General features: G+C 65.1%; 20 protein-coding genes and 1 riboswitch. Of the genes, 5 read left to right on the top strand and 15 right to left on the bottom strand.

Annotation, left to right across the window (positions count from 1 at the left end; translation table 11 throughout):
• The first annotated feature begins 5 nt into the window (after window positions 1-5).
• Together ACLMAJ_RS05980 and ACLMAJ_RS05975 are read left to right on the top strand one after the other, a co-directional pair.
• Window positions 6-2,489 carry a P-loop domain-containing protein gene (locus ACLMAJ_RS05980; protein ID WP_412012461.1) on the top strand — a complete coding sequence of 828 codons (2,484 nt, stop codon included), beginning with the start codon at window positions 6-8 and terminating at the stop codon, window positions 2,487-2,489.
• Between the two features lie 80 nt (window positions 2,490-2,569).
• Entirely contained in the window at window positions 2,570-5,479 is a 2,910-nt protein-coding gene (locus ACLMAJ_RS05975; RefSeq protein ID WP_412012460.1) for a tetratricopeptide repeat protein, read from the top strand.
• 62 nt (window positions 5,480-5,541) lie between these two features.
• Here the strand turns inward: ACLMAJ_RS05975 and ACLMAJ_RS05970 are convergent, their stop codons facing one another.
• From ACLMAJ_RS05970 to ACLMAJ_RS05925, 10 genes are all read right to left on the bottom strand, one after another.
• A complete protein-coding gene (locus tag ACLMAJ_RS05970) occupies window positions 5,542-6,261 on the bottom strand; it encodes an MgtC/SapB family protein (RefSeq protein WP_412012459.1) in 720 nt (239 codons plus the stop codon).
• 234 nt (window positions 6,262-6,495) lie between these two features.
• A riboswitch (M-box (ykoK) riboswitch) is annotated at window positions 6,496-6,667 on the bottom strand.
• Window positions 6,668-6,729: 62 nt separating this feature from the next.
• Window positions 6,730-7,359 carry a TetR/AcrR family transcriptional regulator gene (locus ACLMAJ_RS05965; RefSeq protein WP_412012458.1) on the bottom strand — a complete coding sequence of 210 codons (630 nt, stop codon included), beginning with the start codon at window positions 7,357-7,359 and terminating at the stop codon, window positions 6,730-6,732.
• Between the two features lie 228 nt (window positions 7,360-7,587).
• On the bottom strand, window positions 7,588-8,910 hold the full coding sequence (locus tag ACLMAJ_RS05960; RefSeq protein ID WP_412012457.1) for a pyridoxal-phosphate dependent enzyme: 1,323 nt from the start codon (window positions 8,908-8,910) through the stop codon (window positions 7,588-7,590).
• On the bottom strand, window positions 8,910-10,508 hold the full coding sequence (locus tag ACLMAJ_RS05955) for a type III PLP-dependent enzyme domain-containing protein (protein ID WP_412012456.1): 1,599 nt from the start codon (window positions 10,506-10,508) through the stop codon (window positions 8,910-8,912). Before ACLMAJ_RS05955 ends, ACLMAJ_RS05960 begins: the two co-directional genes overlap by 1 nt.
• Entirely contained in the window at window positions 10,505-11,827 is a 1,323-nt protein-coding gene (locus tag ACLMAJ_RS05950) for a heavy-metal-associated domain-containing protein (protein WP_412012455.1), read from the bottom strand. Before ACLMAJ_RS05950 ends, ACLMAJ_RS05955 begins: the two co-directional genes overlap by 4 nt.
• Window positions 11,824-13,122, bottom strand: a complete 1,299-nt coding sequence (locus ACLMAJ_RS05945) for an aminotransferase class V-fold PLP-dependent enzyme (protein ID WP_412012454.1) — start codon at window positions 13,120-13,122, stop codon at window positions 11,824-11,826. The genes ACLMAJ_RS05950 and ACLMAJ_RS05945 overlap by 4 nt, the downstream gene beginning before the upstream one ends.
• A gap of 115 nt (window positions 13,123-13,237) precedes the next feature.
• Window positions 13,238-13,669, bottom strand: a complete 432-nt coding sequence (locus ACLMAJ_RS05940) for a CBS domain-containing protein (RefSeq protein ID WP_412012453.1) — start codon at window positions 13,667-13,669, stop codon at window positions 13,238-13,240.
• A 110-nt stretch (window positions 13,670-13,779) separates the two neighbouring features.
• Window positions 13,780-15,039, bottom strand: a complete 1,260-nt coding sequence (locus ACLMAJ_RS05935) for a PucR family transcriptional regulator (RefSeq protein WP_412012452.1) — start codon at window positions 15,037-15,039, stop codon at window positions 13,780-13,782.
• A 177-nt stretch (window positions 15,040-15,216) separates the two neighbouring features.
• The gene (locus ACLMAJ_RS05930) at window positions 15,217-15,447 is read right to left on the bottom strand and encodes a hypothetical protein (RefSeq protein ID WP_412012451.1); all 231 of its coding nucleotides are present in this window, start codon (window positions 15,445-15,447) and stop codon (window positions 15,217-15,219) included.
• 227 nt (window positions 15,448-15,674) lie between these two features.
• Window positions 15,675-16,472: an SAM-dependent methyltransferase gene (locus ACLMAJ_RS05925; RefSeq protein ID WP_412012450.1), complete on the bottom strand. Its 798-nt coding sequence runs from the start codon at window positions 16,470-16,472 to the stop codon at window positions 15,675-15,677.
• Window positions 16,473-16,798: 326 nt separating this feature from the next.
• Here ACLMAJ_RS05925 and ACLMAJ_RS05920 point away from each other — a divergent pair, with 326 nt between their 5' ends.
• Together ACLMAJ_RS05920 and ACLMAJ_RS05915 are read left to right on the top strand one after the other, a co-directional pair.
• A complete protein-coding gene (locus tag ACLMAJ_RS05920; RefSeq protein ID WP_412012449.1) occupies window positions 16,799-17,020 on the top strand; it encodes a DUF397 domain-containing protein in 222 nt (73 codons plus the stop codon).
• 87 nt (window positions 17,021-17,107) lie between these two features.
• Complete coding sequence (locus ACLMAJ_RS05915) at window positions 17,108-17,995, top strand: helix-turn-helix domain-containing protein (RefSeq protein WP_412012448.1); 888 nt, start codon at window positions 17,108-17,110, stop codon at window positions 17,993-17,995.
• A gap of 381 nt (window positions 17,996-18,376) precedes the next feature.
• Here the strand turns inward: ACLMAJ_RS05915 and ACLMAJ_RS05910 are convergent, their stop codons facing one another.
• From ACLMAJ_RS05910 to ACLMAJ_RS05890, 5 genes are all read right to left on the bottom strand, one after another.
• Window positions 18,377-18,604, bottom strand: a complete 228-nt coding sequence (locus ACLMAJ_RS05910) for a hypothetical protein (RefSeq protein WP_412012447.1) — start codon at window positions 18,602-18,604, stop codon at window positions 18,377-18,379.
• 305 nt (window positions 18,605-18,909) lie between these two features.
• Window positions 18,910-19,212 (bottom strand): putative quinol monooxygenase, encoded by a 303-nt coding sequence (locus tag ACLMAJ_RS05905; protein WP_412012446.1) that lies wholly within the window; start codon window positions 19,210-19,212, stop codon window positions 18,910-18,912.
• Window positions 19,213-19,243: 31 nt separating this feature from the next.
• Window positions 19,244-19,939, bottom strand: a complete 696-nt coding sequence (locus tag ACLMAJ_RS05900; protein ID WP_412012445.1) for an SDR family oxidoreductase — start codon at window positions 19,937-19,939, stop codon at window positions 19,244-19,246.
• Window positions 19,940-19,995: 56 nt separating this feature from the next.
• Complete coding sequence (locus ACLMAJ_RS05895; protein ID WP_412012444.1) at window positions 19,996-20,541, bottom strand: DUF2599 domain-containing protein; 546 nt, start codon at window positions 20,539-20,541, stop codon at window positions 19,996-19,998.
• A 75-nt stretch (window positions 20,542-20,616) separates the two neighbouring features.
• Window positions 20,617-20,859, bottom strand: coding sequence for a hypothetical protein (locus ACLMAJ_RS05890; RefSeq protein WP_412012443.1), 243 nt, complete (start codon window positions 20,857-20,859; stop codon window positions 20,617-20,619).
• Between the two features lie 347 nt (window positions 20,860-21,206).
• Here ACLMAJ_RS05890 and ACLMAJ_RS05885 point away from each other — a divergent pair, with 347 nt between their 5' ends.
• Window positions 21,207-22,382 carry a lipase family protein gene (locus ACLMAJ_RS05885; protein ID WP_412012442.1) on the top strand — a complete coding sequence of 392 codons (1,176 nt, stop codon included), beginning with the start codon at window positions 21,207-21,209 and terminating at the stop codon, window positions 22,380-22,382.
• The last annotated feature ends 36 nt before the right edge of the window (window positions 22,383-22,418 follow it).

Below are 22,418 nucleotides of genomic sequence, written 5' to 3'. Positions count from 1 at the left end.
CTCGCATGGGAGGAAGGCTCGCGCTGGTTGTCGGATCCGAGTGCGTCGCGTTAGGGGAGTTGGGGTTCACGGGCGAACTCGCCGGTGGCCTGTATGCCAAGCTACGTGAAGTAGGCGGCTGGCAGTCTGCCGCTGCCGATGACAGTGCCGTGCTCAATCCCACTGCCGCGGAGTTGGTTTCGGCAATAGATGACGCTTTCCGGGCCGCGTCGGCTGCGCGCGCGACCCTGCTGATCGCCTTCGTCGGACATGGCATCGCGACCGGCGACGGAGACTTTTTCCTGCTCGCTCACGATTCCCCGGCGGTGCCGCGCTCGCACACGGCATTTCATCTGGCGCAGGGTATTCGGGAGCGACTCGACCAATCCGCCCTCGACGGGCTCGTCGTGCTGGTGGACGCCTGTGACACCGAGCAAGGTGTGCGCGGTGCCGCCCGTCGGTGGACCGATGTACTCGCCGACTCCGCCGGACGAATGGAGTTGCTCGTCGCCGCGGGCGCGGGTCCCGCCTATGCGGGGTGCTTCACCCGCACCATTCTCGCCACTTTCGCGGACGGAATGCCGCTGCGTGGCGAGAACCTGCTGCCGTCCGACCTCGTCGCGCCCATCGCCGACACCTGCACTCGTCAACGCCCGCAACATCTCTCGTTCACCGCGGGCACGGTTTCGGTGGGACCTGGCGGAGATCCCGGTCTCTGGCTTGTGCCCAATACCGCCCGCAGCGGCGACGCGGTCAGCGGACGTCCGGCATCCGGTTTCGTCGACCACCTCACCCGTAGTTTGGTGCTGACGGACACCATCCGTGAGCGACTCATCGAGATCATCGAGTCGGGTAGCCACACCCTGCGCGCCGTTGTCGGACTCGCGGGCTGCGGAAAGTCCACCCTCATGGCCATGCTCATTCGCCCGAGTCTGGTGCGCGGTCTGCCCATCGGGCCCGAATATGTCAGTGCGGCGATATTCCTTACCGGCCACAGCTCGATCGAGACGGTCGCGATGGAGCTGTCCGCGCAGCTGAGCACCCGTGTTCCCGGTTACCGTGAAGCGGTGCGCGCGGCACGGGAGTCGGCCGACTCCAATGGATCACACCTCGACATCTTCGATATCGAGGTGTGGCAGCCGCTGGTCGTCGTCGGCAGAGTCGGCACCCGCATCACCATCGTGCTGGACGGACTCGACCAGCCGGAGGAAGGCAGTCGAGGACTACTGATCGCCACGGTCCGTGATCTGACGACCTACGAGCGGTTGCCTCATGTGCGGGTGATCGCGACTATCCGCGAGGGGACCGGCGTCGAATCGGCCGTCGGCCTCGCCCACATGCATCGCATCGAGCTGGCGGAGCCCGCGAACAGCGACGTCGCAGCCATCGTGCGAGCCAACCGCACAGGTGTTACTTCCAGACTGCGACCTTCCGAACCCGGGCGGCTTGTCAGGCGGGATCTCCTTCGGCGTCCCGGCGAGCAAAAGGTGCCGTCGTGGGACACGGGCTGGGGTTCGATCTCCCGCTCGGTTGGTCCGGATCCAGCGACGGGTCCGCGCGAAGACCGAAGTATCCCGCCGCTGCCACCCTGGCTTTCCGATCGCGAAGCGCAGGAGGATGACCGAGCGCGCACACAGGACCTGGCGGAGGAGGACACCACCGACGACGCGGACACTGCCGACGAACGATCTTTGCGTCGTCGGCCGGCCGCGCGGGACAGTTCGTCCGTGGGAAGCCGATGGCTGCTCGCGCGCCTGCTGATCGAGCTGGGAGCGACCGAGGGTGTCACCGGATTCGACACGGCGGTCGAGCGTCGGGTGCGCGCCGCGATCGGATCGGGGGATCCGGGTGCGATCGGCCCATTGCTCGCCGTCCTTGTCGCGGCGGGGGTGGGGCCGGTGCTGCCACTCGAACTGCTGGAGGCCGCGATGGCAGCCATGGGCGTCGTTCTCGAATCGGCGCGGATCCGCGATCTCACAGTCGGTCTCGGCGTCCTGGTCAGCCGCAGTGACCCGGGCACACCTCGCGAATCACTCGGGGTGACGCACGGCCGCTTGATCGCGGCCTTGCAGACCGAATGCGGCCGTCTCGGCGTCGCCGTCGTCGACGCGCATCGAGCAATACTCACGGCTATCGAGCGCACCGACACCGATCGGGCCACGCAGTATGCGCGGGGATCAGCGCCGCGCCACCATCTCGCGTGCCGAGACACCGCGGCGGCGGTGGAATACCTCACGCATCTCGAGACATCCAGAGCCGCGGACAACCGCGACCTGTGGACCGCATGGCTGCCCTCGATCGTCGCGGTCTGCGGTGAGGACCATCCGGATGCCCTTGCGGCCAGGGCACATCTGGCCTCCGCCCGCGGCGCCAGCGGCGATCGGGCCGGTGCGATCGCCGAGTATGAGGGGCTGCTCGTTGCCCAACTCCGGGTGCTGGGAGCCGATCATCCGGATCTGCTGCGTGCCCGGGACGATCTCGCGTACTGGCGCGGGCGATCGGGCAGCTGAACCCGGTATCGAAACGAAATGTCCTGCGGAAGGCAGGCATTGCGGGTTCCCGGTTTCGATGGGGAGGGTAGGTTGCCTTAATGGGAGGAAGGCTCGCGCTGGTCGTCGGGTCCGAATGTGGGGCGCTGGGGGAACTCGGATTCACCGGTGAACTCGCCACCGGACTCTATGACAGTCTGAGGACCGTCGGTGGCTGGCAGGCGGCGACCGACACCGTTGGACCACTGCTCAATCCTACTGCGGCACAGCTCAGTTCGGCGGTGAGCGCGGCCTTCGCTGCGGCAGCGAAGCAGCAGGCCACGTTGCTGATCGGGTTCATCGGGCACGGGACGGCCACCAGCGCGGAGGACTTCTTTCTGCTCGGCCATGACTCGCCGTCGATGCCGGATTCCCACACGGCATTTCATCTCACCCAGGAGATTCGAGAGCGGCTCAACAGGTCGGCGCTCGACGGGTTGGTCGTCCTGGTGGACGCCTGCGAGACCGAGCAGGGAGTATTCGGCGCGGCCCGCCGATGGCCAGAGTTGCTGGCAAGGGCGGCGGGCAGGATGGAGCTGTTGGTCGCGGCGGGCGACGGTCCGGCCTATGCGGGGTGTTTCACCCGAACCCTGTTGTCCACCTTTGCCTCCGGGCTGCCGTTGCGCGGCGAGAATCTGCTGCCCTCGGACCTGGTCGACCCCATCGCTGCGGTCTGTGTCAGGCAGCAGCCGGAGCATTTGTCGTTCACTTCGGGCACCGTCACGGCGAGCGAGGGCGGCGATCCTGGTCTGTGGCTCGTGCCGAATATCGCGCGCCGAAGGGACGCTGTCACCAATCGTCCCGCCGCGGGATTCGTCGACCAGCTGACCAGCAGATTGTTGCTCACCGCCGCGGTCAGGGAGACACTCGGCGACATCATCGAATCCGGCGGTGACCGTTTGCGCGGCGTCATCGGTCCACCCGGCGTCGGCAAGTCGACGCTGCTTGCCATGCTCATCCGCCCCAGTCTTGTCGACACCTTGACGATCTCACCCGAATACATCACCGCCGCTATCTTTTTGACGGTGAACAGCTCCGTCGGCGCGGTGGCCGCTGAGCTGTCGGCGCAGTTGAGCGCCAGGTTGCCGGGATTCGTCGAGGCCGCCAAGACCACGCGCGAACTCGACGAACACAGCGGCGCCGCGCACGATGTGTTCGACATCGAGGTGCGACATCCGCTGGCGCGGTTGCGAAAAGACGGTCGGCGAGTCACCGTCATCGTCGACGGACTCAATCACCCGGAGGTCGGCACGCGGCGATTGCTGATCGACGTGCTCGCGGACCTGACGCGCAGCGACGATCTTCGCCACGTGCGGGTGATCCTCGGTATTCGCCAGGGCATGGGGATCGAGGACGACCACGCGCTCTCCCACATGCGTCGCATCGTGGTCTCCGAGCCGGTCGCCGAGGACATCGCCGCGACAGTGGAATCGGCACGTGACACTCGCATGGTTCTCGACGAGCGCGAATGGACGGCATGGACGGATGTACTGTTGGCCGAAACACCCTCAGCCCGTAGTGATTCCGACTCGGTAACAGCGAGTTGGCTGATGGCGCGGCTACTGACCGAAATCCCGGGCGCGGTCGCCGATCGGGCGATGGCGCAGGATATCGACCTCGACGGTGTGGTGGCGCTGCGTATCGGTGTCGCCCTCCAGCTCGCGGGTACCGCGGCCGCCGAGACCATCGGCGCGCTGCTCGGTGTCCTCGCCGCGGCAGGCGTCGGGCCCGCGCTGCCGATCGAACTGCTCGACGCCGCGATGACGTGGATGGGCTACCGGACCAAGATCGCGCGGCTGCGTGACCTCACCGTCGGTTTGGGCTCGTTGGTCACCCGCAGCCGTCCCGGCACCGTTCGCGAGGCGGTCGGTGTGACGCACGCCGCGCTGCTCGGTGGATTGCGTGCCGAATGTCGAAGGCTGGGAGTGGAACTCGACGACGGCCACCGGGCGATCATCGCGGCGATCGAGGACAACCGCACCGAGAGTGCCACCAGCTACGCTCGCGGTGCCGCGGTGCGGCACTACCTGGCCTTCGATCACTCCTCGGCCGCCTTCGACTTCCTCGAGCAACTCCAGACCCCGCGTGCCGCCGACAATCGCGATCTGTGGTCGGCGTGGCTACCGAGTTTCAGCACTGTGATGGGGACCGACCATCGCGACACCCTGCGCGTGCGCAACCGCCTCGCCAATAGCCGTGGCCGCAGCGGCGATATCAATACCGCCATCGAGGAACTCGAGAAACTCGGTCCCGACCAGGCGCGGTTATTGGGTGAACAGCATATCGACACCCTCACCACCCGACTGGACACCGCCGATTGGCGCGGCCATACCGGCCGCTTGGAGCGTGCCGTCGCCGAACTGGAACGGCTCGTGATCGATCACACCCGCATAAGAGGCCCCGACCATCCGTGGACCCTGCGAGTTCGCAACACCCTGGCCTATTGGCGCAGCGAGCGCGGCAGCCTGCGCCGCGCCATCATCGAGTTCGAGCAGATTATCGAGGACCAGTCGAGAATTCTCGGCACCGCCGACCCCGAAACGCTGCGCACCCGGCACGATCTCGCGAGAAGTCGCGCGATGGCGGGCGAAATCGACCGCGCCCTAGCCGAATTCGAACAACTACTCGCCGATCAGCGTCACATGCTCGCCCCCGACCACGCCCAAACCATCCGCACCCGCAACAGCATCGCCCGCTGGTTGCGCGAAGGCGGCGAAACCGAAAAGGCCATCCGCGAATACGAGTCCCTGCTGGCCGACCAGATCCGTATCTTCGGCCCCGACCACCCCGACACTTTCTACACCCGCAACTGCCTCGCCGCTTGCCACGGTGAAGCGGGCGACATCGCGGGCGCCGTCGCCGAATACGAACAACTACTCGCCGACCAGGAACGCATCCTGGGTCTCGACAACGCCCACACCCAACTCACCCGGAGCAATCTCGACTACTGGCGCGCGCAGCACGGTGACTAGCGGCCTCGCCGCCATCGAACCGGCTGCGTCGACAGACGGACCATAGCGATGGCGCAGCAAGGTCATGCCTGCGCACGGCCCGCCGTCTCGGGCACCGAGATGTGCCAGCCGACGCTGGTCACCGCCGGCTCCAGGCTCAGCCTGCTCACCGCCGATTCCATCTGCCGGTCGTCGCGCTGATCACTGGCGAGCTCGGCGCGGACCTCCACCCGGCCCGGGAGGTCGGTGTTCGCGCTTGCCACCGAGACCAGCCGGAAATCGGTGCGCGTCAACGCCTGCACCAGCAGCGCCCGGACATGCGCCTCGTGCTCGTCATTGGTCACCGCGACGAAGACATACGTCGCGGGTTGCTCGTCGGAGGAGTCGGGCTGCCGATCCACCGCCCGTCCTGCCGCTCGCAATGCGATGTTGACCACGACCACCGCAACCGTGCCCGCCAGTGCGGTGGTGAGCATTCCCGCTCCGGCCAGTGCACCGACGGCCGCCGAACACCACAGGGTCGCAGCGGTATTCAGACCGCGCACGTTCAATCCGTCGCGGATGATGACGCCCGCGCCGAGAAAGCCGATACCGGAAACGATCTGGGCCGCGACCCGGGTCGGGTCGGCGGTACCGCCTTCGAAACCGTTGGCCGACAGCAGGACGAACAGGGTCGAACCCGCGGAGACCAACGCGTTGGTGCGCAGCCCCGCACCCCTGGCCCGGTATTGCCGCTCGAAGCCGATCAGCGTGCCGAGGCCGACGCCCACGAGCAGCCGGATGATCATTTCTACCGTTGACATCACGCACTCCCTGACTGGTCGGCGCACCATCGCACAGCAGGCTACGGGGCTCGTCCCGTTCCGGAATCGGCTGTGGAGGTGTCGCCGGGTGAATAGTTGGCTAACAGGGTTGTCGAACTATCTCCGCCGGGCATCCGGCTCACCTCCTTCGGCTGTTGTGCGCACGGCAGAGCCGGGCGCTGGTAGCGCGATCGTCGCGGAGCATGCACGAGGGTCCCGGCAAACCTGCCGGTGGGGGCCCTTCTCGTAAGACCTTTGGCACTTCACGGCGTGAACCCGGCAATCGTCGGGAGCCAATCGGGATCACCCCTTAATCCGGGGAGACCTGTCCTGACCTGGGGCGTCTCTCGACGTTCGGGGTCGCTGGCCTGTATCCGTGAAGGAGCCTCAGCGAACAATCGGCACCTTGCGTTGGCCAGTAAACACCCAAACGAAAGCATTGGCAATGCGGTTGTGAGTGCTGTCGGGTCAGGACCGGTACAGCGAGCGGTAGGCGGCGATCATTTCGGCGCAGTGGTCGATGATTTCTTCTCGGGTAGCTCGCAATGATCCATTGAGCCACGCGGAGAACATGCCCGCATTGCCGCTGGCCATGGTGACAGCGGCAAGGCGGCGGCGTACCGGGTCGTCGATGTGGGCGAACAGGTGGTCCTGCATCAGGCGGGTGAATACCGGCATAACGGCGATAGTGGTCTGGCCGAGGCCGGTGCTCGAATACGGCTCGACCAGAAACAGGCGGGACTTGCGCGGATCCGCGAGCACCTTGTCGACGAGCACCTCCGACAGTGCGTGGTCGCGGGACGGATCGTCGGTGGCGGCGAAGGCGGTCATCGGCTCGAGGAATTCGTCGGCCACCTCGCGATAGAGCAGATCGAGCAGCTCGTCGCGGCTCGCGAAGCTCTCGTAGAAATACCGATCGGTGAGATTGGCTCGCCGGCACACCGCGCGCATGGTGACCCCGGCCGCGCCGGATTCCCCGATCAGGTCGAGCGCAGCCTCGAGCAGCGCGGCGCGGCGCGCCTGCCTCCGCTCGGTGAGCGTCGTGCCGCCCCAGATACGGGGACCGGCGTCGTCGTCTGATTCCTGCCCTGTCTGCACCGCCTCACATTAATGGGCCTCGACCGCACGACGTCTTTCGCGGCCGTCGGGCGCCCGGAAAGTGACGAAGAAGCGTGCGGACCGATCGGGCGGCTAAGTCCACGCTCACGGCAGGACGGCGCAGGCTACGCCCAGGTTCGTGCCTGTGCCGACGGCGCAGATGTAGTCGCCGCCGTTGCGCACCGCGTAGACGGTGTTGTTGCCCTTCGGTATCGGTAATGGGCCGACTCACGCACCTCGTTCGAGAGGCAGGCCGGTGTCGCGCCAGGCGACGATGCCGCCTTCGAGGCTGTAGGCGTCGAAGCCCGCGGTGCGGGCGGTGCTGGCGAAGCGCAGTGAGAGCTCCCCGACCGGGCAGACGAAGACGACGGGTCGCGAGCGGGGGAAGGGGATGCCGTGGGTGAACATGTCGTCGAGCTGGTCGTCGCGAATGTTGATGGCGCCGGGGACATGGCCGATGCGGTAGGCCATGGCGCCACGGGTGTCGACGATGGTCGGTCGGTCGGTGCGATCGAGGTCGGCGAGTTCGGTGGGGGATAGCGCCGGAGTCGCGGCCAATTCGGTCGCCGTGGGCGGCGTGCGGCGGTCGGTGCGATCGAACAGGTCGGGCCTGCGTTTCTTGATGTAGGACAGATATGGTTCCAAGCGATCGCAGACGATGAAGACGGCGATGAGCGGACCGTCCTTGCTGGAAGTGGCTGCGGTGCGCAAGGTTTCCAGCGCCGCGGCGTAACTGGCGCCGCTGGTCGGACCGGCCAGGATGCCGTAGCCGGAGGCCAGCCGCAGAGTCGCGTCGACGGCGCTCGGCGCGTCGACGGTGATGATGCGGTCGTAGAAGTCGGGTTGGAACAGGCCGACGTCCCACATTTCGCTTTCCGAGCGAATGCCGGGAATGAAGTCGGTGCGGTCGGAAACCACGGCGACGGTACGCAATTCGGGATTGTGTTTGAGCAGATAGGTGGCGGTGCCTCGGGTGGAGCCGGTGGTACCGAGGCCGCCGATCAGGTAGTCGACGCGGGTGATGCCGTCGGCGGCGAGATCCTCGTGGATTTCGCGGCCGGTGCCGTGGTGGTGGGCCTCGATGTTCTTCTCGTTGGTGTATTGCGAGGCGTGATAGTAGGCGTCCGGATCCTTGGTCATCGTCGCCTCGATCACCGAGTACACGTCGTTCGGTGTGGTCGGGTCCGGGCATTCGGACAGCCCCGGCAGCTCGACGATGTCGGTGCCGAACAACTGCAAGAGATCCCGTACCTCGGCCACCTTGATCCGGTTGGTCACCGCGCGCAGGCCGACGCCGTACACCGCGCCCAGGATCCGCAGTGCCTTGGCGGTATTGCCGCTGGAGGCCTCGATCAGGGTCTGCCCGTTCGCCCGGATCTCGTCGAGATCGTCGCGGATCATGCCCCAGGCCACCCGGTCCTTGACCGAGCCGAAAGGATTGTGCGACTCCAGTTTCGCGTACAGCTCGACGTTATCCAGGCCGTGCACGGCCGGATCGAGGCGCAGCAGCGGAGTGTTTCCGATGAGTTCGGTGATGTGGTCGTAGCGCATCACAGAGCTCCATCGTTATCGGCGCGGGAAGGTAGGCGCGGCGCCGAAGGGCGGTGCGGGCCGCGTGCCGGAGCCCAGTGTGTCTGCGGTATCTCCACCGCCACATATGGTTCGTAGTCGCCGTCGCGATACACCTGGAAACTGCCCGCCTGGTGGGCGACGGCGAGTTTCATCGGCACCGGATGCATCGAGGCCGTCGCCGCCGATAGGTCCATGTGATACGCGCCGGTATTGGGGAAGACCACCAGATCGCCGGGCCGTGGCCGTTGTGGCAGCCACACCTTGTGGTTGGTGATCAGATCACGCTCCAGACACAGCCGACCGGCGAAATATACGGCCACCGGCCCGGATTCGTGCACCGGATGCGGGGTGGGTGTGGTGTCGGCCGCGGTGCGCGGCGGCGTCACCACGCCGTTGCCGATCGGCTCGTTCTGGCTGCGCGCGCTACTGGGCAGCACGATGGGGTCGACCATGACCTCCTGATCCGCGGGCGTCACCGAGTCTCGGCTGATATCGAGGTTGACAAGCACGGTGCCGTCGGCCAGCTCCTTCACGAACTCGACCATCGCGACGGTCACTCCGGCGTGGTCGACAAGGGATTTGCCCGGCTCGAGCCACAGCTCGAGCATGTTGTCCCCGGCGACCTGCGCCACGGTGCGCCCGCCGTGGCGCTCCAGCGGAGCGGCGAGCAGATCGGCGAGCATCGTGGTCGCGGGGACGGTATTGGCATACTTGTGGAACACCGGAATCCCGTGCACGGCAGTGCCGTCCACGTGATAGCCGAAGGTATTGTTTCCCCAGCTCATCTGCTCACCGCGTCCGAGTAGCGATTCGCGAAGTGCGAGCACGTATCCGTCGAAGCGGTCCGCGTCGGCGGTGAAGACCTGCCGAAAACCGCCGCCGATGTTCAACACCGACGGCGTCAACCCATGGCCGTATGCCTGCTCCACCAATGCCAGGCAGGCATCGATCGCTCGGATACGTTCGGCGGGCTCCCCTGAGTCGATATGAAAGGCGAAGCCGAGGAAGGCGATTCGGCTGCGATGGGCCGACAACAGATCGAAGGCGCGATCGATATGCGCGAGCGGCACGCCGAATCGGCTCACCGCGGTGTCGTCGAAGTCGGAAACACGCAGCAGTACAGGTACTTTCGAACGATCACCGGCCAGCTCGGCGATCCTGCGCAGCTCCCACAGATTGTCCACATTGATAGTGACGCCGCACTCGATCAGATCGCGAAGGAACGCTTCGCCTTTCGGCCCGGTCACCTCGATGCGCATCGGGCCGAACCCGGCTCCGATGGCGCTGCTCAGCTCCCGTGGCGAGGCGACATCGATGGCGACGCCGGCGTGCTCGGCCGTGCGGACGAAAGCGCGCGACTGATTCACCTTGTGCGCATAGCAGATTCGGTATCGTGGCACATGCAGGTCGAGAACGGCGCGAAGCTGTTTCAGGTTCTCGGTGTATACCTGTGGGAACACCAGGTGGACCGGGGAGCCGAAGCGGACCATGGTCTCTTCGACGGCGTCGCGAGTGTCGAGGAATGCGCGAACCAGTGGGTGGATCTTCGCTGGTAACGCCGGTAGTGGCGTCGTCATACCGCGGTTTCCGAGTGTTCGGGCGTCTCGGTCGCCGAGGCGACCGGCTGTTGTGCGCTCGGGTTGTAGCCGCCGTCGCGAATGGCCTCGAACGCACGTACCCGATTGCGCGGGCTACGGAATTCGGCGACGACCCGTTTGCTGATCAGATCGATATCGACGACCTTGATTCCCATCGATTCCAGCACGCCGGTGATCGTGCGGACACAGTGCTTGCAGTTCATATCCGGCACATAGAACACCTGGTCCTCGGCACTCGCCTCGCGATCGGCGGTGAGCTCGTCGAGATCGCTGGGCACCTCGCTGATCTGGCAGCGTCCGGCGAGTTGACCGAAGACCGTGACGAACTGGTCAACCACCGATGGCAACAGGGTGTAATGCCGGCCGCCGAGGTGGTGCGGCATCGCGGCAAGGCAGGCGGGCCGGGTATTGGAAGGCAGCAGCGCGTATTGGCGAGAGATGAGATCGAGATCATCGTGGTATTTGGCGATCGCGTCCTCGACGCTCAACCCCTCTACCCTGGTGGCCCTGCGCATTACGCGGTGCGCGTCGTCGATGGTCCCGTCCTTCATCGCGCGCAGCGTCGCAACGCTGTCGGCGGTGTAGCGCACGGTTCCATCGGGCTGGGTTGCCAGGGTTACCGGGATCATTCCGCGCCGATAGCTCGAGGCTTGTAGCTCCCAGTACCAGCGCGTGGCGACGGCGGCGAACAGGCCGGAATCGCGCATCCCCTCGGCCAATTCGGCCGCGCTGCGATAGGGGGTCTGCCGCGCCAGCAATGCGTGCTGAGCCAGCGCCCGCCCGGTCGCCTCGATTCCGACGCGCAAGATGTCCATCGGCTCGTGATCGGTGGTAGTGGCTTCGAGCACCTCGTGCTCACTCGATCCGAGGGCGCTGATGCGTTCCGCGAGAGCGGAATTCGTGGCCAGCGCCTGCCATAGCGTCAGCACGGTCTCCCGCATGGCGATCGGTACGAGCGGACCGAGGCCGTCGGCCCGGAAGTGCCCCGTGTTGGGGATTCCAGCACTGTCGGTCCAGGTCATCCGATGCGTGGCCGTGGTGACCTGGTCGGGGCGACAGGGGCGCATGAACCGCTCCAGGTACAGCCGCTGCGAGAAGGTGAGATGACTGTTCGGTTCGGGACGCAGTGCGGCACAGGTGTATTCGATGCTTCCGCTGGCGACTGGTTGCAGGTTGCTCGGAACGATCGGCACCGCGGTAACGCGCGGTGATGTCGTGAAAAGTCCTGGCTGGGCGAGCCCCGCCAACACCCGGGATGCGGCCCGTCGGTCGTAGCGCGGGGTGTCGTCGATACTCATCGGACCTCCATGGCGATGGTCATGACGCATTCCGTGAAGCGGTCTATTTCCTCGAGCGTGTTGTAGATGTGAGTGCTGACCCGGACCGAGTCGGCGCCGTCGTCGGCGGCCGCAGGGGTGCAATGGGCGCCGGTGCGGACCAGGAAGCCGAGCTCGCTGAGCACGAATCCGAGGTCGGTCGAGGAGATTCCGGCCAGCGTGAACGACAGGATGCCGTAGCCGATCGCACACGGTGCGTGCGCGGGTCCCGGCAGGAATTCCAGGCCGGGCACCTGACGCAGGTTCGCGATGAGCCGCAGTGTGAGCTCGCGATTGTGCGCGGCGATCGCCCCCACGTCGAACGATTCGAGGACTTCCAGCGCGCTGCCGAGTGCGAGGATGCCGGGGATGTTCTGGGTGCCGCCCTCCAGGAGATCCGGCATCCCGGTCGGGACGAGTCCAGCGTCGGTCAGTTGTACCCCGGAGTTGCCGCCGGGCAGAAACGGCAGCAGTTGGTCATGAACGCTGCGGCGGCAGTATAGGATTCCGGTGCCGGGCGCGCCGAACATCTTGTGCGCGGCGAACACCGCGAAGTCGGCGCCGAGTTCGGTCACGTCCACCGGTAGGTGCCCGCCGCTCTGACTACAGTCGAAACACAGCAGTACCGAGGGGTCGAGGCTGCCACGCAGTTCCTCGAGGGTGGTCAGGCCGCCGAAGACATGATGCAGGTGGCTTGTGGTGATCAGTCGGGTACGCGGGGTGAGTTTGGCCAGGATGTCAGCGGTATCCGCCTCACCGAGTTCGGTCATCCGATAGGGGACCAGTTCGATGTGCCGGCCGAAGCGAGCGAGCATCCGGCGCAGATGATGCCATGGATAGACGTTCGAGGCGTGATCTCGCGGGCTGTAGAGAATTTCGTCGCCGTCCTCCAACGCGCCGAGGCCCCATGACAATGTGACGGCGTTGAGTGCTGCGGTCGCGCCACCGGTGAAGACGACCTCGTCGGGGTGTTCGGCGGCGATGAACGCCGCGGTTCGCGCCCGAACTCTGCTGATCTGTCCGGTCAGGCTGGTTGCCCATGGATAGGTGCCTCGGCCCGCGTTCGCGGTGCGCGAGCTGTGATACCGGTGGATGGTGTCGATGACCGGCACCGGTTTCTGTGTGGTTGCCGCGCTGTCCAGATAGACCTCGGAGGATTCGGCGAGCGCGGGAAAGAGTTTGCGTACAGCGGCGGGTGTGGAGATCGGCGTAGCCGGTGCGGGCGGCCGGGTGGCCGCAGGCCGGGTGAGGTGCGACCCGGACGCAAATGAACGCAACGTGTCGCTCCCTTCCGAGAACCGCTGGACCTCACCAACGATACGCAACTGCGAAGGGTGTTCGAAGCTTTCTCGTACACAACATCTTTCACGCGCCACGGGTATGGCGTGTTCGCTACCTGCCTTGCAGGTACTCGACGAGATGTTCGCGTTCGGTGGCGAGCTCGGAGATCGCGCTCTTGACCACGTCGCCGATACTGACGATGCCGATCAGCTTCCCGTCGTGTACTACGGGAAGATGCCTGATCCGATGCTCGGTCATGGTGCGGCGCAGTCCGTCGATCCGGTCGTCCGGTGCGCAGGCGCGTACGTCGACGGTCATGATCTCCGAGACCGGGGTGTCCAGGAGGGCAGCGCCGTGTGCATGCAGGCTGCGCACCACATCGCGTTCGGAGACGATGCCGTCGATCCGGCTGCCGTCCGGCGATACGATCACCGCACCGATGTTGTGCGTGGCGAGCGTGGCGAGCAGGTTCCGCACCGTCGTATCGGGCGGCACGGTGGTCACCTCGGTGCCTTTTCTGCGCAGGATTTCCGAAATTCGCATATTCCACCATCCAGAAGTCGCGGCAATTCAAGGATCTCTTGTTCGTGACCGCGTGACCAGCACAAATCTGTATCAGGTCGCGGGAAGGTCTCGAGTGTGTGCCGGCGGACCTATAGGCGTCGCGCGACGCTGCGGTCGAGATCGCGGGCCAGCAGCGCGATCGCGGCCTGGGAGATGCCCGCCGAGGTGGCCAGGTCGACGGTGGTGAGCTGGGAGATGCGGCGTAGCCGGTAGTCGACAGTGTTCGGGTGTACATACAGCTGCTTCGCGGTGAGCTGGCGGTTCATATCGTTGCCGAGATAGGCGCGCATGGTGTCGAACAACTCGGGATGTGCGTCCAACGGGTCGAGAATGGTGGCGATGCGGCGGGTCGCGGGTCCACCGCGCGTGAGCTGATATTCCACGGCCAGGTCGGCCATCTGGTACAGGCCGGGCGCTCGTCCGGCCACCCGCACCAGATTGAGTAGCTCGTGCGCCTGATCGGCGGCGTCGGGGATCTGATCGGTGTCGCCGACGACCATGGCCACGGTGAGCGGCACCCCCGCGGCGTCGGTGAGCATTTCGAGTGAATCGATGGTGAGCACGACCGTGCCTTCGTCGACCGGAATAAGCAGCGTGCCACCCTTGGTGCTGAGCAGGGCAAGCGCGCGGGAGTCGAAGACGGTGGCCAGTTCCGACTGCAAACGGCGAAGCTTGCGCCGAGCGGCCACATGCGTGTCGACCCGCGTGTCGCGCTCGTCCGGATGTTCCGGAATAGATAGGGCCAGAACCTGATACGACTCGGCGATGGGGATGCCGGCTTGGCGGGCCAACGCGGAGCTGCCACGTCCGCTGAGCAGTGCCGAGGCCAGTGTCTGTGCGGCAGTTTGGTGTTCGCGCGCGACGAGATGCTGTTCGCCGACATAGGCGTCCGACACCGCGGCGGTGATCGCTTCGAGGAGTTCGAGCATCAGATCGGTGGCCACCAGCAACTCGTCGACATCGTCGGCCTTGGCTCGCGCGGTGACCAGACCGAAGGCGATGCGCAGCCCTTCGTGATAGGCGCGCAGGATGGTGCCGAGCGGTACGGCTTCGCGCGCCCACTGCGCCGCGGCCTCACGGACCTCATTGAGCTGTTCGTCGTCGGGAACCGCTCGCTTGTCGAACATTTCGGCGGCGAGCGCGAGACAACTTCGGGTCAGTTCGGTGACATCACCACGCAGTTGCTCGCCGGGCAGGGTACGGCAGGGGGCCATACAGGTGGCGAAGTAGCCGACCATCCGTGCGGCCACCCGATCGGTGTTCTGCAACGGAACCGACGCCGGTTGCCCGCCGATCTCCAACGCCGTCTCGGGCGTGCTGGTGGACAGATGCAGCGTCGAAAAGGTCATACGCGTCGCTCCAGGTAACCACGTCGGGCGTTATCGAACTGAGCCCGAATCGTATGCATCACTATACGAAACTGTGATGAATGTGGGTAGCGATCGACGAGATCCATTGTGAGATTCTCCGATTTACATATCGGAGCGGCCGGTCTGTTTCTTATTGCACGCCAATCGATATGGCGGCTATTCGTCGTCGAGCCCGGCCGAGAGATATGCGGCCGCGGCAAGCCATTGTCTGCACTGTGGGCCGTGGACATCGTGGATATGCAGAATCTCGCGTGCCCGTCGGTAGGTGAGGCCGGGGGGTTCGGCGTCGCAGTCCGGCGATGCGAAGTCGGGAACCGCACGCAGCACATCGATCCTGGTGGCACCGGCGATCGCGACCCGGTGGGGAGTTCGGAATGGCTGACTCATCGACCGTCCCTCGCGTATGGCGTTAGGTTGTGGCGACGCCGGCGCGAACTCCCTGCGTACCTCCCGGATTATGGCTACGAGTTTAGGCCGCTGTCTCTTACAGATGCAAGTACATTTGCACGAACAACCGACAGGAATAGCACCGGCGAACATTGGCCGCCGAGCCGATGTTCACCGGTGCGAATGTGCCGTTCCGAGACCGCCTATGTGTACGTTTACCTTCGCCTTCAGGGTTTGCGCGCCACGGCGCAGTATGCGGAGATGGGACGGATGTCGCCGACCTCGGTGTCGCCCGCCTGCCACTGCGTGATCGAGACGAAACCGGGCTCGACCATCTCCAAACCGTCGAAGACGGCCCGGATCTGGGCCTGCGGCCGTGGAACGTAGGGCGCGCCGCCGGTGCCGGTGTAGTTCTCGCACAGCGTGACGTAGGCCTGACTGTCGTCGGTGCCGTCCCACATGACGAGGTAGCTGCCCGAGGGCACCGCGTCGAGCACCGTGTGCACGATCCGCAGCAGCTCGTCGTAGGTCTTCGCGTGGCCGAGCACACCCATGAACATGACGCCCACCGGTTCATTGAAATTCAGCACGTTCTTCGCGTCGGCGACGATCTGCTCCGGATTGTGGAAATCGGAGTCGATGTAGGTGGTCACCCCCTCGTCGGAGGTGCTGGTCAATAGTGCTCTCGCGTGCGTGAGCACCAGCGGATCGTTATCGACGTAAACGATTTTCGCCTCGGGTACGACGCTCTGCGCCACCTCGTGGGTGTTCTGCATGGTCGGTAGGCCGGTGCCGATATCCAAGAACTGGTGAATCCCCTTCTCGCCGGCGAGGTATCGGACCGCGCGGATCAGGAACTGCCTGGACTGCACCGCCATGGTCTTGATGTCGGGGTCGACCTCGACACCGGCGTCACCGGCTATCTGGTCGATTTCGTAGTAGTCCTTACCGCCCATCCAGTAGTTCCAGATACGCGCCGAATGTGGAATGTCGGTGCGTATCAATGGGCTGTGATCGTCGGGCATGAGAGTGGGCTCCTCAACAAGCGGTCGCGGCACCCGGGGCATGCTGGCGCAGCGGGTGCCGCTAATGACTGGTATATCCGATGTGCACTGTGACAGTACAAGATTCGCGCGTGCGAGGCGGTCGAGATCGGCGAGCTGAGCACGGTATTTCACGGGTCGGACCGGTCGGCCGGTCTTGGCGAGTGGGTGGGTCCGAGTTACCAGGCGCGCGGGGGTGAACTTCGTGCTATCGTCCAAAGTGTCAGTGCAAATGCAAGAACGTTTGAAAGTGCATCTGCAAGAACTGACTCGAGTTGATCCACTGGCGAAACCGAGGAGTGGGGACAATGTCGGAGACATCTACCAACAAGATCGATGGCAGCTGGCGCAAGAGCTCGTTCAGTAACCCGAGCGGGAACTGTGTCGAAGTGGCAGAGGCAACCAATAACCTGGTCGCCGTTCGGAACTCGCGAGATCCCGAAGGCGGCACGCTCTTCTACACCCGCCCCGAGATCGACGCGTTCGTCCGCGGTGCGAAGGCCGGCGAGTTCGACGATCTGACTAGCTGAGCGGTAACATAGGCGGTCGGTGCGGTGTGTTTCGAATGAGGTGTTTGTGACACACTGTGGTCAAACCCGAGTATCGGAGATGACTTCATGATCGCAGAACCCGATGACGACGGTCGTGTGCAATCGGTTGTCGCGGAACGTGGTCCGACCGTGCTGCGAATCGCACTCGGCGGTCAGTTGCGCAAGCTCCGGGAGAAGGCGAATATCACCCGGGAGGCTGCGGGCGACGCGATCCGTGGTTCGCACGCCAAGATCAGTCGGCTGGAGCTCGGCCGCACCGGCTTCAAAGAACGCGACATCCGCGATCTATTGACTCTCTACGACGTCAACGACACCGTAGAGCGCGAACGATTCCTGGATCTCGCCAGGCAGGCGAACGAACCGGGCTGGTGGCATCGCTACAACGATCTGCTGCCGTCCTGGTTCGGCACCTATCTCGGTCTCGAGCAGGCCGCCAACAAGATTCGTACTTACGAGGCGAATCTGATTCCCGGACTCCTACAGACCCCTGAGTACGCGCGAGCTGTCGTTTCGCTCGGCTACGAGGATGCCGACATGGACCGGCGCGTCGCGATGCGTCAGCGCAGGAAGGAGATCCTGTTCCGGCAGGATCCACCAGTCGTGTGGGCGGTGATCGATGAGGCCGCGCTGCACCGGCCCGTCGGCGGCGCGCACGTGCAGCGCGAGCAGATGGAGCATCTCATCAAGCTCGCCGAACTGCCCAACGTCACCATTCAGGTGTTGCCGTACGCGGCGGGGGAGCACGCGGCAGCCGGTAGTTCGTTCAGCATTCTCCGGTTCGCGGAGCCGGAACTGCCCGACATCGTCTACCTGGAGCACCTCACCAGCGCGCTGTACCTGGATCGTCGGCAGGATCTGGCGATGTACCTATCGGTCATGGACCGACTCAGTGTGCAGTCCGAGCGCCCGGAGAAGTCGGTGCAGATCCTCGGGGAGTACGCCAAAGAGCAGTGAGGTCTGCGGTTTTCGCTCGCGGGTCGGCCGATCATCCGCAGGTTTGTTGCCGCCGCTGAGGGCTGGCGCTCCTGCTTGGTTGCTGGTTGGGCGATTGGCGCCCGAGTCGGCGTTCGATGTGCCGAGGGGCATCGGTGTGCCGAGTATTGGCGCAGACGTGTGCGGTAGGTGCAAATACACGGTGAGCCGCGGGTGCGGCGCCATACGGCGGAGCAGTCATGTGGGCTGGGGCGCAAGGGCATTCAGATGCCACGATCGGCCGGTGGCACGCGCGTTCGCGCAGTGCGTGCCGCGCCGAGTGTGCCCGCGGTGCAGTACGGCGCTCTGTATCGCGTAGCGGCACAACAGTATCCCGGTGCCTGCGCTAGAGAGCGCCGTGCCTCACTGCTTGATGAAGGTGGAGGCGATGCGCCAGAAGGTATCAGGCTGCAGGACCTCGAGATCCCAGTCGTCGGCCATCGCGTGCGCCGTGGTGACGATCCGGTCGATGTCGAAATCATGACGAGTTGCCGCGCCGGTGTGCTCGACAGCGTGGATGACAAAGGCGACGGCGGTTTCCCGCGTGAGTGCGGTCGTCTTCTGGCCCGATCGTACCGAAGGTGTGCTCATAGTTTTACCGTTCGCTGGCTGGTCGGCCAGTGCGGCATCGGCTATTCCGAGCCGGCCGCCATAAAGTGGTTGATCCATTCGAACGCCCTGACGTCTGGCGACGGCAAACCAATGGCAACATTGGCCTTTGGCTCGCCCACGCGTCCTCCCTGGTTGTCCCCTATATACCGTTGCGGACTGAGTTTAGGGCGGTGCGGCTTTCGGATGCAAGTACATCTGCACGACCGATTGCGCGTGCGCAGAGGAGAATTCGCGCCTGCTAACCGCCCGCGAACACCTCCCGCAGCACAATTTCACCCAGCAACTCAATTGGCGTTGACGAGGATGTCGGTGCTGTAGTGAACCTGAGTTCCTGGCTCGACATATCGGTCCGCCGCGCTGCGCCAGGTAATGAAATGTTCGGTAAATCGATGGGCCTCCGCCGCCTCGTCGTCGACATACACCTGGTACAGGAAGAACCGGTGCGGATCGACGCGGTCGGCGCAGACATCGAACCACAGGCAACCCGGCTCATCGCGTACCGATGCGGTGGCGCTGCGACGGACGGCGGCGAGAAATTCCGCACGAGAGCCGGGCCGGATCTTCATGGAAACGATGCGGCTGAACATGGTGACGGGCTCCAATCGGGGGGTGCAGGAGTCAATCGGTCGCCGCGGCACCGCCTTCGGCGACCGTCTGGTTATTTAAATTTTCGATCGCGGATGCCACCGATGTCTCACCCGAGACGATTTCGAGGGTGGTTCCGGCAGTCTGCGGAGCGTGCAGAATCTCCGCAAGGGCGGCGGCGACATCGGCCCGTGGGACGCTGCCGCGTGGCAGCGGCGGCGGGCCGAGAGTGACACGGTCGGTGGCAGGTGTGTCGAGGAGGCTGCCGGGACGCAGGATCGTCCAGTCCAGGTCGCGGGCCCGCAGGTCGTCCTCCGCTTGGGTCTTGGCGTCGATGTAGGCCGCCCAGACCTCGTCGGTGCCCGCCGAGGGAGGTGCTCCGGCACCCATCGTCGAGATCTGCACGAAACGGCGAACGCCTGCCTGCTCGGCGGCGGTCGCGAGCAGCACAGAGCCGCCTTTGTCGACTGTGTACTTGCGCTGCGCGCCGCTGCCTGGACCCGCCCCCGCCGCGAAAACCACAGCGTCGCAACCTCGAATGGCCGCGGCCACGTCGGCGAGGGTCGCGTGTTCCAGGTCGAGCACGACGGCGCGCGCGCCGGTGGTGGTGATGTCGCCTTCCTGCTCGGGTTTGCGGATCAGGCTCTCGACCTTGTCGCCACGTTCGGTGAGCAATGGAGCGAGCAGTAGTGCGATCTTTCCGTGTCCGCCTGCGATGACAACGCGCATCGGTGGTCCTTTCTGGTCGGTGCCACTTGATTTTCGGTGTGGTGGACGTGCGGTGCTCAGCGTTCGGGGCCGCCGGGGTTGCAACCCGCTCGGACGGTGGCCTGGTAGTCGACGGCCGGACGCCAGGGTTCCAGATTCCAACTCGGCTTGTTCGGCGCCACCATGCGGGCCCATTCCCAGTGACACACGAACTGGTCGCGCATGCCGGGGGTGTCGGCATCCGTCGACTGTGCGAGCACTTCCTGCCAGGCGCGTTCCTCGGAGCCGGGGAAGGTGGTCTGCCGCCCCGGCGGTGTGGGGAAGACGAGCAGCCGCGAGCCATCGATGGCTTCGGTCCACTCGACATGATCGATGAGTGCTTGATCAGCATAAGGATCGACGGTGGGTTGCGCAGCTGATGGCGTCGAGATCGGTGTCGTGGCGGCGACGGGGGTGGTGGTAGCGAGAATGGTGGTCGTCGGGTCCGTCACCGAGGTCGGCTGATCGTCACCACAACCGACGAGCGCGGGCAGCAGGGCTGTGCACAGCAGGAACGTCGCTCCGGACCGCGGCGATGGGCGCGGTAGGCGAGGGTTCGGCGAAACCGGGCTCCGCTGCTTCACTGCCGTTCCTCTCGATGGTCGTCACATCGAGAGTAGTCAAGGCTCACCGAAGTGGCATGAGCGTGCGGGTGCTTCTCAATGCCACAGGGAACGGCAGGGCAGCGGTCGAAGCTCGGGCCGCACCTTGCTGTCCACGGTGACCATCAGCCCGGCATGCACCGCTGCGGAGGTGAACTCCCAGGCCTCGGCTCGGGTGGCCGCGTACTCGAGGGCCAAGGTGTCCTCCGGCGTCGGTCCGTCGAAATAGACGGTGATCCGGCGGGTCGGCGTCTCTTGGGCGTACTCCCGATCGGTGAGTTTTCGCGCAGTGCCGTCCATGCCACTGTCTCCTTCCGCCACCGGCGCTGCAACGCCGTCGGTACTTGTGACGGTAAGTCCCCACCATTGTGGGGAATATGTTCCAGGGCGGCGCCTGGACATGTCACAGATCACGTCGGGGGCGGTCGGGGCGCGTCACCAGGAACGATGCATGATGGTCACAGGCGGTCGGCCCGAAACTTGTGAGTTGTCAAAACGATTCGCCGCTAATGTGTCACTCTGGCACGTTGTTGTAAACGATGGTCGCAACGTTGGACCCATTCTGGAGGCAATCGTCGATGAGACAGGCCCTACGTGTTTTAGGCAGGAAGAGGCCCGGCAGGGGGGTGGTACGCACAGTAGGTGCGATGGCCATCGGGCTACTGATGGTGGTCGCGGTCGGGGGCACCGGATATAGCGCACCGCTATATCCGGTGGCGGATCCGGATCCGTTCTATGCGATCCCTCAGAATCTGGCGGACATGCGGCCGGGCGAGGTCATCGAGACGCGCTCGATGCCGCCGCTGGCGATCTTCCCCGACACCACTGTGACAGTGGTGCGGTTCCGTTCGACCAACTCCCTTGGCAAGCCGATCGCGGCGATCACCACGGTGCTCACGCCGCGCGGGCACAAGAAGGATGGCCCACTGCTGTCCTACCAGCACATCATCAACGGCCTCGGTGCGGAGTGCTCGGTGTCGCGTGTGCTCTACACCGACGATCCGAACCTGCAAGTGCGTGAGGCGCCCGCCTGGAATGTACTGCTGCAGCAGGGCTGGACTGTCGCGTTGCCCGATCATCTCGGGCCCCAGTTCGCCTATGGCGCGGCTAAATTGGGTGGTCAGATCACCCTGGACGGTGTGCGTGCGGTCAAGCAGGTCTCCGAGCTACAGGTGGAGAACAGTCAGGTCGGTATGGTCGGCTACTCCGGCGGCGGCATGGCCACCGCGTGGGCGGCCGCGCTGGCACCGCGGTATGCGCCGGAACTCGACATCGTCGGCGCGGCAATGGGCGGCGTGCCGATGAACCTGGTGAAGATGCTCGAATCCCTCGGTCTCGGTTCGCATCCGGTGTTCGGGCTGGCGCTCGCCGCCGGGCTCGGTCTCGAGCGCGAGTACCCCGATCGGTTCCCGCTCAGCGAACAGCTCAACGACCGCGGACTCGCCGCGCGCGCGGCCATTGCCAACAGTTGCACCAACGACATCCTCGCCGCGGGTGCGGGACACGGCGCGATAGATTTCGCGAAGACGACGTCGATGATCAACGACGGCGATGCGCGCGCGGTCGTGGAGGAGAACAGCCTCGAGCTCTACGACGGCGTGCCGAAGGCGCCGGTCTTCGAATGGCATTCGCCGATCGACGGGCTCATCCCGGTCGATTCGATCACCAACACCGATCGCCGTTGGTGCGCGGCAGGGACCCCGCTGCAGGCGGAAACGATGCCGGTGCCCGATCATTTGACTGCGGCGGTGCTCGGTATTCCCGCGGCGCTCACCTGGCTCAGCGCCCGCTTCCAGGGGCAGCCCGCGCCGACCAACTGCTGAGGACGCGGTAGCAGTCACCACTGAGCCGAATGTGAT

The organism is Nocardia arseniciresistens (assembly GCF_046764875.1).
Taxonomy (GTDB): Bacteria; Actinomycetota; Actinomycetes; order Mycobacteriales; family Mycobacteriaceae; genus Nocardia; species Nocardia arseniciresistens.
This window is presented reverse-complemented; position numbering and strand designations above follow the sequence as displayed.

What these genes read in the sequence shown, in the direction of transcription:
- ACLMAJ_RS05980 (WP_412012461.1), top strand. Translation starts at nt 6, where the DNA reads ATGGGAGGAAGGCTCGCGCTGGTTGTCGGATCCGAGTGCGTCGCGTTA.
- ACLMAJ_RS05975 (WP_412012460.1), top strand. Translation starts at nt 2,570, where the DNA reads ATGGGAGGAAGGCTCGCGCTGGTCGTCGGGTCCGAATGTGGGGCGCTG.
- ACLMAJ_RS05970 (WP_412012459.1), bottom strand. Translation starts at nt 6,261, where the DNA reads ATGTCAACGGTAGAAATGATCATCCGGCTGCTCGTGGGCGTCGGCCTC.
- ACLMAJ_RS05960 (WP_412012457.1), bottom strand. Translation starts at nt 8,910, where the DNA reads ATGCGCTACGACCACATCACCGAACTCATCGGAAACACTCCGCTGCTG.
- ACLMAJ_RS05955 (WP_412012456.1), bottom strand. Translation starts at nt 10,508, where the DNA reads ATGACGACGCCACTACCGGCGTTACCAGCGAAGATCCACCCACTGGTT.
- ACLMAJ_RS05950 (WP_412012455.1), bottom strand. Translation starts at nt 11,827, where the DNA reads ATGAGTATCGACGACACCCCGCGCTACGACCGACGGGCCGCATCCCGG.
- ACLMAJ_RS05940 (WP_412012453.1), bottom strand. Translation starts at nt 13,669, where the DNA reads ATGCGAATTTCGGAAATCCTGCGCAGAAAAGGCACCGAGGTGACCACC.
- ACLMAJ_RS05935 (WP_412012452.1), bottom strand. Translation starts at nt 15,039, where the DNA reads ATGACCTTTTCGACGCTGCATCTGTCCACCAGCACGCCCGAGACGGCG.
- ACLMAJ_RS05930 (WP_412012451.1), bottom strand. Translation starts at nt 15,447, where the DNA reads ATGAGTCAGCCATTCCGAACTCCCCACCGGGTCGCGATCGCCGGTGCC.
- ACLMAJ_RS05925 (WP_412012450.1), bottom strand. Translation starts at nt 16,472, where the DNA reads ATGCCCGACGATCACAGCCCATTGATACGCACCGACATTCCACATTCG.
- ACLMAJ_RS05920 (WP_412012449.1), top strand. Translation starts at nt 16,799, where the DNA reads ATGTCGGAGACATCTACCAACAAGATCGATGGCAGCTGGCGCAAGAGC.
- ACLMAJ_RS05915 (WP_412012448.1), top strand. Translation starts at nt 17,108, where the DNA reads ATGATCGCAGAACCCGATGACGACGGTCGTGTGCAATCGGTTGTCGCG.
- ACLMAJ_RS05910 (WP_412012447.1), bottom strand. Translation starts at nt 18,604, where the DNA reads ATGAGCACACCTTCGGTACGATCGGGCCAGAAGACGACCGCACTCACG.
- ACLMAJ_RS05905 (WP_412012446.1), bottom strand. Translation starts at nt 19,212, where the DNA reads ATGTTCAGCCGCATCGTTTCCATGAAGATCCGGCCCGGCTCTCGTGCG.
- ACLMAJ_RS05900 (WP_412012445.1), bottom strand. Translation starts at nt 19,939, where the DNA reads ATGCGCGTTGTCATCGCAGGCGGACACGGAAAGATCGCACTACTGCTC.
- ACLMAJ_RS05890 (WP_412012443.1), bottom strand. Translation starts at nt 20,859, where the DNA reads ATGGACGGCACTGCGCGAAAACTCACCGATCGGGAGTACGCCCAAGAG.
- ACLMAJ_RS05885 (WP_412012442.1), top strand. Translation starts at nt 21,207, where the DNA reads ATGGCCATCGGGCTACTGATGGTGGTCGCGGTCGGGGGCACCGGATAT.